14 protein-coding genes are annotated in these 13,062 nt (G+C 68.1%); 5 read left to right on the top strand and 9 right to left on the bottom strand.

Annotation, left to right across the window (positions count from 1 at the left end; all coding sequences use genetic code 11):
* Positions 1 to 6: 6 nt before the first annotated feature.
* Positions 7 to 534, bottom strand: a complete 528-nt coding sequence (gene recX / locus C6A86_RS11500; protein ID WP_105366272.1) for a recombination regulator RecX — start codon at positions 532 to 534, stop codon at positions 7 to 9.
* A complete protein-coding gene (gene recA, locus C6A86_RS11495; protein WP_105366271.1) occupies positions 503 to 1,549 on the bottom strand; it encodes a recombinase RecA in 1,047 nt (348 codons plus the stop codon). Before recA ends, recX begins: the two co-directional genes overlap by 32 nt.
* Positions 1,550 to 1,719: 170 nt before the next feature.
* Here recA and C6A86_RS11490 point away from each other — a divergent pair, with 170 nt between their 5' ends.
* Positions 1,720 to 2,604, top strand: a complete 885-nt coding sequence (locus tag C6A86_RS11490) for an alpha/beta hydrolase (RefSeq protein ID WP_105366270.1) — start codon at positions 1,720 to 1,722, stop codon at positions 2,602 to 2,604.
* Positions 2,605 to 2,608: 4 nt separating this feature from the next.
* On the opposite strand, the gene C6A86_RS11485 is transcribed toward C6A86_RS11490, so the two are convergent.
* Together C6A86_RS11485 and C6A86_RS11480 are read right to left on the bottom strand one after the other, a co-directional pair.
* Positions 2,609 to 2,803: a DUF3046 domain-containing protein gene (locus tag C6A86_RS11485; protein WP_105366269.1), complete on the bottom strand. Its 195-nt coding sequence runs from the start codon at positions 2,801 to 2,803 to the stop codon at positions 2,609 to 2,611.
* Between the two features lie 9 nt (positions 2,804 to 2,812).
* Positions 2,813 to 3,985, bottom strand: coding sequence for a glycosyltransferase (locus tag C6A86_RS11480; protein ID WP_105366268.1), 1,173 nt, complete (start codon positions 3,983 to 3,985; stop codon positions 2,813 to 2,815).
* A 42-nt stretch (positions 3,986 to 4,027) separates the two neighbouring features.
* On the opposite strand from C6A86_RS11480, the gene C6A86_RS11475 reads away from it, so the two are divergent.
* Positions 4,028 to 4,471 carry a limonene-1,2-epoxide hydrolase family protein gene (locus C6A86_RS11475; RefSeq protein WP_105366267.1) on the top strand — a complete coding sequence of 148 codons (444 nt, stop codon included), beginning with the start codon at positions 4,028 to 4,030 and terminating at the stop codon, positions 4,469 to 4,471.
* Entirely contained in the window at positions 4,468 to 4,878 is a 411-nt protein-coding gene (locus C6A86_RS11470; RefSeq protein WP_105366266.1) for a DUF5313 domain-containing protein, read from the top strand. Before C6A86_RS11475 ends, C6A86_RS11470 begins: the two co-directional genes overlap by 4 nt.
* Here C6A86_RS11470 and C6A86_RS11465 read toward each other — a convergent pair.
* From C6A86_RS11465 to pgsA, 4 genes are all read right to left on the bottom strand, one after another.
* Entirely contained in the window at positions 4,875 to 5,699 is an 825-nt protein-coding gene (locus tag C6A86_RS11465) for a phage shock envelope stress response protein PspM (protein WP_105366265.1), read from the bottom strand. The genes C6A86_RS11470 and C6A86_RS11465 overlap by 4 nt on opposite strands.
* An 8-nt stretch (positions 5,700 to 5,707) precedes the next feature.
* Positions 5,708 to 6,517, bottom strand: coding sequence for a phage shock protein PspA (gene pspA / locus C6A86_RS11460; protein WP_105366264.1), 810 nt, complete (start codon positions 6,515 to 6,517; stop codon positions 5,708 to 5,710).
* Positions 6,518 to 6,603: 86 nt separating this feature from the next.
* The gene (gene clgR / locus C6A86_RS11455; RefSeq protein WP_105366263.1) at positions 6,604 to 6,912 is read right to left on the bottom strand and encodes a transcriptional regulator ClgR; all 309 of its coding nucleotides are present in this window, start codon (positions 6,910 to 6,912) and stop codon (positions 6,604 to 6,606) included.
* Positions 6,913 to 6,955: 43 nt separating this feature from the next.
* Entirely contained in the window at positions 6,956 to 7,549 is a 594-nt protein-coding gene (gene pgsA, locus C6A86_RS11450) for a CDP-diacylglycerol--glycerol-3-phosphate 3-phosphatidyltransferase (protein ID WP_105366262.1), read from the bottom strand.
* A 42-nt stretch (positions 7,550 to 7,591) separates the two neighbouring features.
* Here pgsA and C6A86_RS11445 point away from each other — a divergent pair, with 42 nt between their 5' ends.
* Entirely contained in the window at positions 7,592 to 8,101 is a 510-nt protein-coding gene (locus tag C6A86_RS11445) for an amino-acid N-acetyltransferase (protein WP_199196440.1), read from the top strand.
* Here the strand turns inward: C6A86_RS11445 and C6A86_RS11440 are convergent.
* The gene (locus tag C6A86_RS11440) at positions 8,098 to 10,629 is read right to left on the bottom strand and encodes a DNA translocase FtsK (RefSeq protein ID WP_199196439.1); all 2,532 of its coding nucleotides are present in this window, start codon (positions 10,627 to 10,629) and stop codon (positions 8,098 to 8,100) included. The genes C6A86_RS11445 and C6A86_RS11440 overlap by 4 nt on opposite strands.
* Positions 10,630 to 10,839: 210 nt before the next feature.
* On the opposite strand from C6A86_RS11440, the gene C6A86_RS11435 reads away from it, so the two are divergent.
* Positions 10,840 to 13,041: a bifunctional SulP family inorganic anion transporter/carbonic anhydrase gene (locus C6A86_RS11435; protein WP_233213265.1), complete on the top strand. Its 2,202-nt coding sequence runs from the start codon at positions 10,840 to 10,842 to the stop codon at positions 13,039 to 13,041.
* The last annotated feature ends 21 nt before the right edge of the window (positions 13,042 to 13,062 follow it).

Genomic DNA, 13,062 nt, shown 5'->3' with positions numbered 1-13,062 from the left:
GGTGGCCTAGACCGAACGGCGTTCGCGCTCCTGGGCGAGTTGTGTGCTGACGACGTCGAAGGCCATCCCCTGGTGGTATCCGCGCCGGGCCAACATGCCCACCAGCCGCCTGGTGACCTTCACCTCGTCGTCGAGCTTCTCGCGACGCAGCTTGCTGGCCACCAGCTCCTCCGCCCGCACCCGCCACTCCCCCGCGTCCACGCTGTCGAGGGTCTCGGCGATGAGCTCGGGGTCGACGCCTTTGGTGCGCAGCTCGGAGGCCAACGCGCGCTTACCTTTTCCGGCATTGGCACGGCGTGTGTGCACCCACTGCTCGGCAAAGGCGGCGTCATCGAGCAGCCCGACTTCGACCAGCCGGTCGAGCACGCGAGCACTGACATCGTCGGGGTAGCCGCGCTTGGTCAGCGCAGATTCCAGCTCGGCACGTGTGCGCGCCCGAACGGTGAGCAGGCGAAGGCACACGTCCCGCGCCTGCTCCTCCCGTTTGGGCTCGGCCGGCTTCTCAGAAGTCGACGGGGGCGGGGAGAACGTCATCGTCGGCAGTCAGCACGGCACCGATGCCGAGCTTTTCCTTGATCTTCTTCTCGACCTCGTTGCCCACATCGGGGTTCTCCAACAGGAACTTCCGGGCATTCTCCTTGCCCTGGCCGAGCTGCTCGCCCTCGTAGGTGAACCACGAGCCGGACTTGCGGATGAAGCCGTGCTCGACACCCATATCGATGAGCGAACCCTCGCGGCTGATGCCGTGGCCGTACAGGATATCGAACTCAGCCTGCTTGAACGGCGGCGACACCTTGTTCTTGACGACCTTGACGCGGGTGCGGTTACCGACGGCGTCGGTTCCGTCCTTGAGGGTCTCGATGCGCCGGACATCCAGACGCACGGAGGCGTAGAACTTCAATGCCTTACCGCCCGTGGTCGTCTCGGGCGAACCGAACATCACACCGATCTTCTCGCGCAACTGGTTGATGAAGATCGCCGTGGTGTTCGAGTTGCTCAGCGCACCGGTCATCTTGCGCAGCGCCTGGCTCATCAGGCGGGCCTGCAGGCCGACGTGACTGTCGCCCATCTCACCCTCGATCTCGGCGCGCGGCACCAGCGCGGCCACCGAGTCGATGACGAGCAGGTCGATGGCGCCGGACCGCACCAGCATGTCGGCGATCTCGAGGGCCTGCTCACCGGTGTCGGGCTGGCTGACCAGCAGTGCATCGGTATCCACGCCGAGCTTCTGGGCGTAATCCGGGTCCAGCGCGTGCTCGGCGTCGATGAACGCCGCGATGCCGCCGGCAGCCTGGGCATTGGCCACCGCGTGCAACGCGACGGTGGTCTTACCCGAGGATTCCGGGCCGTAGATCTCGACGACGCGGCCGCGCGGCAACCCGCCGATACCGAGCGCGACATCGAGGGCGATGGATCCGGTCGGGATGACCGCGATGGGCTGGCGTACCTCGTCGCCGAGCCGCATCACCGAACCCTTGCCGTAGTTCTTCTCGATCTGAGCCATCGCCAGTTCGAGTGCTTTTTCGCGGTCAGGAGCCTGTGGCGCCATGGGAGTACCTCTCCGGTAGTCGTGCGGTTGACCGGGGTTCCGGTCGGTTGGCTGTCAGGTTAGGGCCAGCCACCGACAAGTAATTCTCGGTCGAACGAACACCAGGTTAGCGAACAGGTGTTCGAAGGCAAGCGGACACGCCGCGAGACGCAGACCGGTATGGTCTGCCCGTGACCCAGCGCGAAGATCTCCGAGTGCCCCATGCAGGTGAGCACCTCGCGGTCTACCTGTATCGCCCCGATTCGCCGGACCGCGACACCGCCTGCATCGTGATGGCCCACGGCTTCTCCGGCACCCGCGATGACGGACTGCCCGCCTACGCCGACGCGTTCTGCGCAGCCGGGTACACCGTCGCGCTGTTCGACTACCGGGGATTCGGCGCATCGACCGGCGAACCGCGCCAGGTCATCGACATCGCCGCCCAACACGCCGATTACCGCGCGGTCGTGCGATGGGCCCGCACGCTCGACGGTGTCGACCCCACCCGCATCGCGCTGTGGGGGTCGTCGTTCAGCGGCGGTCACGTCCTGGCCGTCGCAGCCGATGACCCGTCCATCGCGGCGGTCGTCTCCCAGGCTCCGTTCACCGATGCCCTGCCGACACTGGCCAAGGTTCCGCCGACGACATCGGTCCGCATCACCGTGCTGGCGCTGCGCGATCAGATCCGGGCATGGCGTGGCGCGGCACCGCTGCTGGTGCCGGCCGTCGGCGCACCCGGCACGGTGGCCGCCATGACCGCCCCCGACGCCGAACCGGGCCTGGCGGCCATCGTCGGGCCGGATTCACGCTGGCGCAACGAGTTCGCGGCGCGGCTCATGCTGCGGTTCCCGTTCTACCGACCGGTGCGCAAGGCCGCGCGGCTGCGCATGCCGGTGCTGGTGTGCGTCTGCGACGAGGACACCACCGCGCCTCCCGGCTCGACCATTGCCACCGCGCAACGGGCGCCGCTCGGCGAATTACGGCACTACCCGTACGGCCATTTCGCCATCTACCTCGATCCGCAGGTCAGGATCGACCAACGCGAGTTCCTCGACCGCGTGCTCGCGCAACCCTGAGCGCTCACCACTGGTCGCGCGGTACGTCGAAGTCGGCGCACAGCGCCCGCCACACGGTCCGTGGCTCGACCCCGGCCTCGATGGCCTGAGCGGCGGTGCGTCCGCCCAGCGCGCTCAGTACGTGATCGACGAGCACCGAGGCCCCATAGGCGCCACCGAACAGACCGGTGACACGTTCGTTGAACTCGGTGATGCGCACGCCGACAACCTACCGAGTCGCCGCCGGTGCGTCATGGCACACCCGTACCGGATCGGCCACCTCACCCGCCCCGGCCCCGGCCCGGACGGCGGCGGCCCGATATCCCGGGTCAGCCAGCACCGCGCCCACCGCGGCGGTCAGCGCATCGGCCGTCAGCGGCCGGATCAGCCGTCCACTTCCTTGCCGCACAACGCGATTGGCGATCTCCCATTGATCGCCCCCACCGGGCACCGTCACCAGCGGGACACCGTGCAGCAGTGCTTTCGCCACGATGCCGTGGCCTCCCCCGCACACCAGCACGTCCGCCTCGGCCAGCAGTTCGTCCTGGCGGCCGAGCCCGACGACCGCCCACTCCGGCACCTCCACCTGCGCACCGGCCAGCCGCGACACCGCCACCCGCAATCCGTCGGGCAGTCCGCGGCCGGGCCCCAGCGCGGTCAGCGCCAGTTCCGCCAGGCCGGCGGCACCGGTGCTCGCCGTCGAGGGCGCCACCACGACCAGCGGGCCCGGTCCGGGTGGCGGCGTCAGCACCGCCTCGGTGGGCTCGAAGTGCAGCGGGCCGACGACGACGGCCTCGGCCGGCCAGTCCGGGCGGGGCACCTCCAGGGCGGGCAGCGTCGCGATCAGCCGCCGCAGCGGACCCGGATCCCGCCCGGGCAATCCGATGCCCAGGCGCGCGGCCGACCGGTCCCGGTCCCCGGCCCGGATGGAACGCGCGGTCAGCGCCCGCATCACCGTGTCGCGTGCCCGTCCGCGCAGGCCGACACCCGGGGCCAGCCCGCTCCCCAGCGGGGGCAACCCCTTCGACGGCAGGTAGAGCGGATGCGGGACGACCTCGATCCACGGGATGCCGATCAGTTCGGCCGCCATCCCGCCACAGGCGGTGATCACATCGGAGCACACGAGATCGGCTGCCAGCGCGCGTAGGACGGGGACGTTCAGGACCGCCATCCGGGCGGCCCGCTGATGGATCTTCGCACCGGCATCGCCGTCGTCATCGCCGACTTCGAGGTCCAGACCCTCAAGCAGAACGGCCTCGACGCCGGCCGCCCGCGCGGTGTCGAGCCATTGCCGGCCCGTCAGCAGCGTCGCGGTATCGCCGGCCGCCAGGAATTTCAGGCACAGCGCGATCGCCGGGAACGCATGTCCGGGATCGGGCCCGGCGACCACGGCAACTTTCACGCGCCCACCCTGCCACAGCTCCGACGATCTACCCTGTGGGGTATGACCGAGCAGGTATCGCCCACCAGCACCGAAGCCGACAACATCGCGACGGTGGAGAAGTTTCTGTTCTCGCTACGGGGTCCCGATCTGGATACCGCCGGCGCGCTGATCGACGAGAACCTCGTCTATCAGAATGTCGGATTCCCGACCATCCGTGGCAGGCAACGCACCCTCAAGGTGTTCAAGGCACTGGACCGCCCGGGGTTCGCCTTCGACGTCGCCATCCACCGCACCGCCGCCGACGGCGCCGTCGTGCTCAACGAGCGCACCGACGTACTCGCGTTCGGGCCGGTCCGCCTGCAGTTCTGGGTGTGCGGGGTGTTCGAGGTGCACGATGGCCGCATCACCCTGTGGCGGGACTACTTCGATCAGTTCGACTTCGCCAAGGCGATGGTGCGGGGCCTGGTGGGAGCGGTCATCCCGGCGCTTCGCCCGAGCCTGTGAGCAGGACCAAACCCAGCTTCTTCCAGCTGGTCGGCTACTGCCTGGGCAAGCGGCTGCCCGATTCGATGCTGGACTGGGTGCGCAACGACCTGGCCGGGCCGGGCGCCACCCGACGGCTGATGCTGCGGGTACTGGTGCCGGCGGTGCTGATCCTCGCGCCGTTCTGGCTGATCCCGACGACGTTGTACGTCCACCTGAGCATGACGGTGCCGATCCTGATCCCGTTCGTCTACTTCTCGCACGCGCTGAACAAGATCTGGCGCCGGCACATGTTGCGGGTCCACGGCCTGGACCCATCGCTGGTCGACGCGTTGGCCCGCAAGCGCGATGCCGCCAAGCACCAGTCCTATGTCGATCGGTTCGGGCCCCGCCCGGATTCCGCGGAGCTGGGCACCCACGACATCTAGGCCCCGCGCAATTGGCCCAACTCGCTGTAGGCCTGCGCCCAGCCCTGCAGACGATCGGTGGCATTGACCAGCTCGTCGCGGTAGCGCCGGCCGGCCAGCGGGTTGTTCGCACCCGCGTTCACCGAGGACACCAACTGTGCTGCCGCGGTGACCATTTCGTCGTACTGGCGGGCGCCCTGGTGCAGCTGCGTGCTGAATGCCTGGATGGTCGGTGTCAGATGGGCACGCGATTGCGGGGATGCCCCGGCCGCCCGCTCCATCGCCACCACCTCATTGGCGGTGGCCGCCATGGTGGCTGCCGTCTGTCCGGCCGTATCCGCGATCTCGCGCAAGTCCCCCGCGGGCAGCAGCCGGCCTCGTTCGAGCACGCCGAGCAGGGAGAACAAGCCCCGTTCCGAGGACGCCAAGGCGGCCATCGGTTTACGTGCCGCGGACCCGAACGGCGGCATCCGGCGGGCGGTCGGACCAACTGGCAGCGGTTCGGCGCGCAGCCACCGGTAGCGCAGGAACAGCAGCGTGGCCGGGAAGGCGGCACCGGCGGCGACCACCCCGGTGACGATGAGCGCCCAGACCGGGGTGCTCCACGACGCCAGCACCGCGGTCACCAGGATCCAGAACAGGCTGCTGACAGCGAAGAACACGGCCAGCCGCAACGCCCAGCGCCGCTTGCGCAGCAGCTTGGCGCGCGGATCTGCCAGGGCGGCGAGCTTCTGGGCGAGCGCGCCGGAGAACTCGGCGGCGGTGTCTATCCCGCCCTGCACGCCGCGTTCGGCCAACGCGCGCCAGCCGCGCGGTCGCCCTGCCCTCGGGTTCGTCGCCATGACCAAACCTATTGCTGGAGCGGGTTTTCGGGTGCAGCGGCGGGCGGGTTGGCGGCGGGCGTCGCGGGTGCGGCGGCGCCACCGGAGGGCAGCGCGTCACCGCGCATCGACGCACGGATCTGCTCCAGGCGAGAGTGTCCGGCCATCTGCACACTGGCCGACTGGACTTCCATCATCCGGCCCTGCACCGAGTTCTGCGCGAGTTCGGTGGCGCCCATCGCGTTGGCGTAGCGACGCTCGATCTTCTCGCGCACCTCATCGAGGTTGGGCGTGGTGCCCGGCGCGGCGATCTCGCTCATCGACCGCAGCGAGGCGCTGACCTGCTCCTGCATCTTGGCCTGCTCCAGCTGGCTGAGCAGCTTGGTGCGCTCGGCGATCTTCTGCTGCAGGACCATCGCGTTCTGCTCGACGGCCTTCTTGGCCTGTCCGGCGGCCTGCAGCGACTGGTCGTGCAGAGCCTTGAGGTCTTCGACGCTCTGCTCGGCGGTGACCAGTTGGGCGGCGAACGCCTCGGCGGCGTTGGTGTACTCGGTGGCCTTCGCGGCGTCGCCGCTGCCGGCGGCCTGATCGGCCAGGGTCAGGGCCTGGCGGACATTGGCCTGCAGCTTCTCGATATCGGCGAGCTGGCGGTTCAGCCGCATCTCCAGCTGACGCTGGTTCCCGATGACCTGGGCGGCCTGCTGGGTCAGCCCCTGGTGCTGACGCTGGGCATCCTCGATGGCCTGCTGGATCTGCACCTTCGGATCGGCGTACTCGTCGACCTTCGAGCTGAACAGCGCCATGAGGTACTTCCACGCCTTGACGAACGGATTGGCCATGGGTTCATTCCACCTTCACGTGTTCGGGTGTGCGCAACTGCCGGTGTGCAACTTGTTGGGTGCCAACCTATCGTTTCCGCACCCGGTCAGGCCACCGCCATGGACACAACCTGCGGAATCACGACCTTCGTGGTGGCGTCGATACCGGTGACACCGCCCTCGTCGCGGGCCATCTGCTCACCCGCGGTGAAGAGCACTCGCGACATCGGGATCGCGAGGGCGTCGCAGATGGCGCTGAGCAACTCGCTGGAGGCCTCTTTGCGGCCCCGCTCCACTTCGGACAGATATCCCAGGCTGACCCGCGCGGAATCGGACACCTCACGCAGGGTGCGACCCTGAGTCGTCCGGGCTTCGCGCAGCACGTCGCCGATCACCTCGCGCATCAGTGTCGTCATACAGGGATCAACGCCATCGGGTCCCCGCTGGTTCCCGAATGTCTCAGGTTGCCGGACGGGTCCGGGAATCACGCGCCGCCGAGACCACGTAGTCCACGCCGGTGAGCACCGTCAGCACCACGGCCAACCACATGATCCAGGTCGCCACCAGCAGCCACGCGCCGGACAGCGGAAGGATGAAGAGTCCGATCGCCACGGCCTGGACCAGCGTTTTCAGCTTGCCGCCGCGGCTGGCCGGGATCACTCCGTGGCGCAAGACCGCCAATCGGAGCACGGTGATGCCGACCTCGCGGACCAGGATGACGATGGTGATCCACCACGGCAGGTCGCCCAGCAGCGACAGCCCGATCAGCGCGGACCCGATGAGCAGTTTGTCCGCGATCGGATCGGCCAGCTTCCCGAACTCGGTGACCATCCCGTAGGCGCGTGCCAACGCCCCGTCGAAATGGTCGGTGATGACGGCCACCGCGAACACCACGAAAGCGATTGTTCGCCAGAATGTCTGATGCCCGTCCTCGACGAACAGCGCCACCACGAACACGGGGACGAGGAGAAACCGGATACCGGTCAGCAGGTTGGCGACGTTCGCGACGGACGCACGGGGCACCACTGGATCGGTATCTGATTGGCCCGGCACCGCAACAGAATATCGGTAGCCCATGCCGATACTCTCGCAGCTGTGAGCGAGGTGGTTGAACACGTGACGGTTCGTCGGGCCAGTACATCCGATGTGCCGGCCATCAAGGAGCTCGTCGACATCTATGCAGGCCGGATTCTGCTGGAAAAGAACCTGGTCACGCTGTATGAGGCGGTGCAGGAGTTCTGGGTCGCCGAGCTGGCCGGCGAGATCGTCGGCTGCGGTGCACTGCACGTGTTGTGGGCGGATCTCGGCGAGGTGCGCACCGTCGCGGTCGACCCGAAGGTGCGCGGACACGGGGTCGGTTACCGCGTGGTGGACCAGCTGCTCAAGGTCGCACGGGATCTGCACCTGAGCCGGATCTTCGTGCTCACCTTCGAGACCGAGTTCTTCGGCAGGCACGGCTTCACCGAAATCGACGGAACGCCGGTCAGCGCCGAGGTCTTCGAAGAGATGCGCCGGTCCTATGACACCGGTGTTGCCGAGTTCCTGGACCTGTCCTACGTCAAGCCCAATACCCTCGGCAACACCCGGATGATGCTCAACCTCTAGAAGTCGTCCTCGTCGTCGGCGTCGTTGGCGTCCGCCCCGCCGCGGATGAGCGCCAGGGTGCCCGCCAGCTCGTCGGGCTTCACCAGCACCTCACGCGCCTTGGAACCCTCCGACGGCCCGACGATCTGGCGGGTCTCCATCAGGTCCATCAGCCGGCCCGCCTTGGCGAAGCCGACCCGCAGCTTGCGCTGCAGCATCGAGGTGGACCCGAACTGGCTGGACACCACCAGTTCGACGGCCTGCAGGAAGACATCCATGTCATCGCCGATATCGGGATCCACATCGGTGCGCTCACCGGTCGGCTTGGCCTTGGTGACACCCTCGACGAACTCGGGTTCGGCCTGCGCCTTGGTGGCCTCGACGACGGCCTGGATCTCCTCGTCGGTGATGAACGCGCCCTGCATGCGCTGTGGCTTGTTCGCACCCATCGGCAGGAACAGCCCGTCGCCCATACCGATGAGCTTCTCGGCACCGGGCTGGTCCAGGATGACGCGCGAATCGGTCAGCGACGAGGTGGCGAACGCCAGCCGCGAGGGCACATTCGTCTTGATCAGACCCGTGACGACATCGACCGACGGTCGCTGGGTGGCCAGCACCAGGTGGATGCCCGCGGCGCGGGCCTTCTGGGTGATCCGCACGATCGACTCCTCGACTTCGCGCGGAGCCGTCATCATCAGATCGGCGAGCTCGTCGACGATCGCCAGGATGTAGGGGTAGGGCTTGTAGACCCGCTCGCTGCCCAGCGGTGTGGTGATCTCCCCGGAGCGCACCTTCTCGTTGAACACGTCGATGTGGCGCACCCGCGAGGCCTGCATGTCCTGGTAGCGCTGTTCCATCTCCTCGACCAGCCAGGCCAGCGCCGCGGCGGCCTTCTTGGGCTGAGTGATGATCGGCGTGATGAGGTGCGGGATGCCTTCATACGGCGTGAGTTCCACCATCTTCGGATCGATGAGGATCATCCGGACCTCTTCGGGAGTGGCCCGCGCCAGCAGGGACACCAGCATCGAGTTGACGAAGCTGGACTTGCCCGAGCCGGTGGAACCGGCGACCAGTAGGTGCGGCATCTTGGCCAGGTTGGCCTTGACGTACTCGCCCTCGATGTCCTTGCCGAGCCCGATCACCAATGGGTGGTGATCGGCACGCGTCGTCGGCGCGGTCAACACGTCGGCCAGCCGCACCATCTCGCGGTCGGTGTTGGGCACCTCGATGCCGACCGCCGACTTGCCGGGGATGGGCGCCAGCATGCGGACGCTCTCGGTGGCCACCGCATAGGCGATATTTCGGTGCAGCGCAGTGATTTTCTCGACCTTGACGCCGGGGCCGAGCTCCACCTCGTAGCGGGTGACGGTCGGCCCGCGAAGGCAACCGGTGACCGCGGCGTCGACCTTGAACTGCTGCAGCACCGAGGTGATGGCGTCCTTCATGGTCTCGTTGGCGGCGGTGAGCGTCTTCGGCGGATCGCCGGCGACCAGCAGCCCCAGCGACGGGAGCACGTAGGGGCCCTCGACCACCCGGTCCATGACCAGGGTCTCCTCGACCTTCTTCGGCTTCTTCGGTGGTTCGGCCTTGGGCTTACGCGGTTTGGCCGCAACGGGTTCCGGGATGGTCGGGGTGTCCACCACCTCGGGCAACGGGTAGTTGTCCATCGGCGAGCCGGCGGGCAGCTCGGGGGTCGGCCACTGCTGGGCGTCACCGTAGTCATCGTCGTAGTAGCCGTCGGAGAAGTCCTCGGTGACGGCCTCGTCGGCGTATTCGGCGTTCTCGTCGTCGTAATCGTCATCGTCGTAGTCGTCGTACCCGCGGGTGCTGAACATCGAGCGCAGTGTCTCGGGCAGTTCGCGGATGGTCGTTCCGGTCAGCAGCAACAGACCGAAGAGCACGCCGATGACGAGCAGCGGGGTGGCGATCCAGACCGTCAGCCCGTCCGAGAGCGGCCCGCCCAGGACGAACCCGATGAAGCCGGCCGCACCTTGCCGCGCGGCCGGGTCCAGTGGAGCGCCGGACCAGATGTGCCACAGGCCGAGCACCGGCAGGGCGATCATCGCCGATCCGAGGATGAGCCTGGGCCGGGCGTCGAGGTCGGGTTCGGTGCGCATCAGCACCACCGCGATGCCGGCGAGGATGATCGGCACCAGCACCACGGCGCCGCCGATGACGGTGCGCACGACGGTGTCGATCCAGCCGCCCACGGGCCGCGCGGCGTCGAACCACGAACTCGCGGCGACGACGACGGCGATGCCGAGCAGCGCCAGCGCTATCCCGTCGCGCCGATGGCCCGGTTCCAGGTCGCGGGCCCGTCCCACGGATCGGGCGGTGGAACCGGCCCCCTTGGCCACCATCAGCCAGCCGGCGCGGGTGCCCCGGCCCACTGCGGCGCCGGCGGAGGCAAAGCGCGAAGGGTTGCGACGTGGCGCCGGCTTGCGGCGAGGAGCCGCCGGGCGCGCCGATTTCGATCCGGTCCGCGCGCTGGAACTGGCCTTTGACCTGCTCGAACGGGCTCCGGACCGGGCGGCGGTCTTGTTAGCCATGGGTGTCAGCCTAGTCGCTTGCGCCCCATTTTCACCATCTGCCACACGTGTCACAAACAGGTATCAAAATGCGCCGCATGCGGCCACTTGTCACAAGACGACTGATTTCGTTGCGGCCAAAACGATCCCCCACCTGCCCTATTCCAAACGTGGGCAGCGTCACGGAGCCACGGAACGACGAATTCCGTTCCGGTCGCTACCCTCGGAGCGGTGAGCCTGCCGTCCAAGCGCCGTCATGTTAACCCGTTGTTACACACGGTATTTCGCTATGACGTACCGGCATCGCTGGTCGTCTTCCTGGTAGCCCTGCCGTTGTCCATCGGTATCGCCGTCGCCTCCGGCGCGCCGGTGGTCGCCGGCCTCATCGCCGCGATCGTCGGCGGCATCGTGTGCGCCGTCGTCGGCGGCTCTCCGCTGCAGGTCAGCGGCCCGGCTGCCGGTCTGACCGTCGTCGTCGCCGAGCTCGTCGCGCAGTTCGGGTGGAAGGCGACGTGCGCCATCACCGCCGCCGCGGGTGTCCTGCAGGTCCTGCTGGGGTTGAGCCGGATCGCGCGCGCCGCGCTGGCCATCGCGCCCATCGTCGTGCACGCGATGCTAGCCGGTATCGGCATCACCATCGCCCTGCAGCAGGTACACGTGCTGCTCGGCGGCGGCCCGCGCGGCAATGCCTGGGAGAACCTGGTGTCACTGCCCGGCCAACTCGCCGCACCGCAGTGGTCCAATGTCCTCATCGGCGGGCTGGTCATCGCCGTCATGCTGTCCTGGCGGTTCACCCCGGCCGCGGTCCGCGCCGTCCCCGGCGCACTGGTGGCGATCGTCCTGGCGACCGCCCTCAATTACCTGCCGGGCCTGGGGACCGAGCGGATCGTGCTCGACGAATCCGTCGTCGACGCCATCGGGCTGCCCGAGATGCCGCAGGGCAGCTGGAGTTCCATCGCGCTCGCCGTGCTGACCGTTGCCCTGATCGCCAGCGTGGAGAGCCTGCTCTCGGCGACCGCAGTGGACAAGATGCACAACGGGGCACGCACCGACTTCAATCGCGAACTGGTCGGGCAGGGCGCCGCGAACGTGTCCTCGGGCCTGCTGGGCGGGCTCCCCGTCACCGGGGTCATCGTCCGCAGCACCGCCAATGTCGGGGCAGGTGCCAAGACCCGGGCGTCGGCCGCGCTGCACGGTGTGTGGCTGCTGCTGTTCTCGGTGCTGCTGGTCGACGTCGTCGAGATGATCCCGATGGCCGCACTGGCCGGGCTGCTGATCGTGATCGGCGTCCAACTCGTGAAACTCGCACACATCGACCTGGCACGCCGCACCGGTGAACTGCTCATCTACGGCATCACGCTGGGTTGTGTGGTGTTCCTGAACCTGCTGGAGGGCGTGCTCATCGGCCTGGTGCTGGCCATCGCCCTCGCGGCCTGGCGCATCGTGCGGGTGTCCATCGTGGCCGAAGACCTCACCAGTCGCATCGGGGCCGGCGGCCCACCGCGGTGGCATGTGGCGATCACCGGGTCGTGCAGCTTTCTGGCACTGCCACGGCTGAACTCGGTGCTCTCGGACATCCCGCACGACGCCCAGGTGTTCATCGACCTCAACGTCGACTACCTCGATCACGCCGCGCTGGACGCCCTGCAGGAGTGGATCACACAGCACCGCGACCACGGCGCGGAGGTCACCGTCACCGAGACCGGAACCGCGCGAATGGAGTTCGCACACTCCCAGCCGCCGCGCCGGCACACCGAGGGCCGCCGGGTGGTCAGCGCGCTGCGGATGATCTGGCCGGCGCAGCTCGCGGGCGGGGTGGACAGGTTCAGCAACGGACTGGCCCCGCTGCTGCGGGCCCGGATGGAATCGGCAGGCACCGAACATGATCCGCACACCATGCTGGTCAGCTGCGCCGACGCACGGATTCTGCCGAACCTGATCACCGACAGCGCACCCGGTGAAATGCTCAACGTGCGCAATGTCGGAAACCTGGTGGGTGACGACCTGTCGGTCGAATCGGCGCTGAGCTACGCGCTGGGCCGACTGTCGGTGCGGACCGTCGTGATCTGCGGACACTCGGGCTGCGATGCCATGCACGATCTGATGCACGAGGCGGCCGAAGGTTCGGTGGGGCGCTGGCTGGATCACGGCGCCGACGCACTTGCCGCATTCCGGGCCTATCACCCGGTGGCGGCGGCCGCCGCGGACGCCGGATTCACCGGCGCCGATCAGCTCAGCGTCGTCAACGTCGCCGTGCAGGTGCGTGCGGCCCAACAGCACCCGCAGGTCGCCGCACGACTCGCCGAAGGCACGGTCAGCGTGGTCGGGCTGTTCCTGGATCTGGCCACCGCGCGGCTGTACCTGGTGAGCGCGGACTCGGTCACCGAGATCGACCAGCACGGTGCCACGGTGACGGCCGCCACACCCAAGTAATGTGACTCGGCGAAACACTGG

Origin of the sequence: Mycobacterium sp. ITM-2016-00316 (assembly GCF_002968335.2) — a bacterium.
GTDB lineage: Bacteria > Actinomycetota > Actinomycetes > Mycobacteriales > Mycobacteriaceae > Mycobacterium.
The sequence above is the reverse complement of the archived record's forward strand: the minus strand, read 5'-3'. Positions and strand labels throughout refer to the sequence as shown.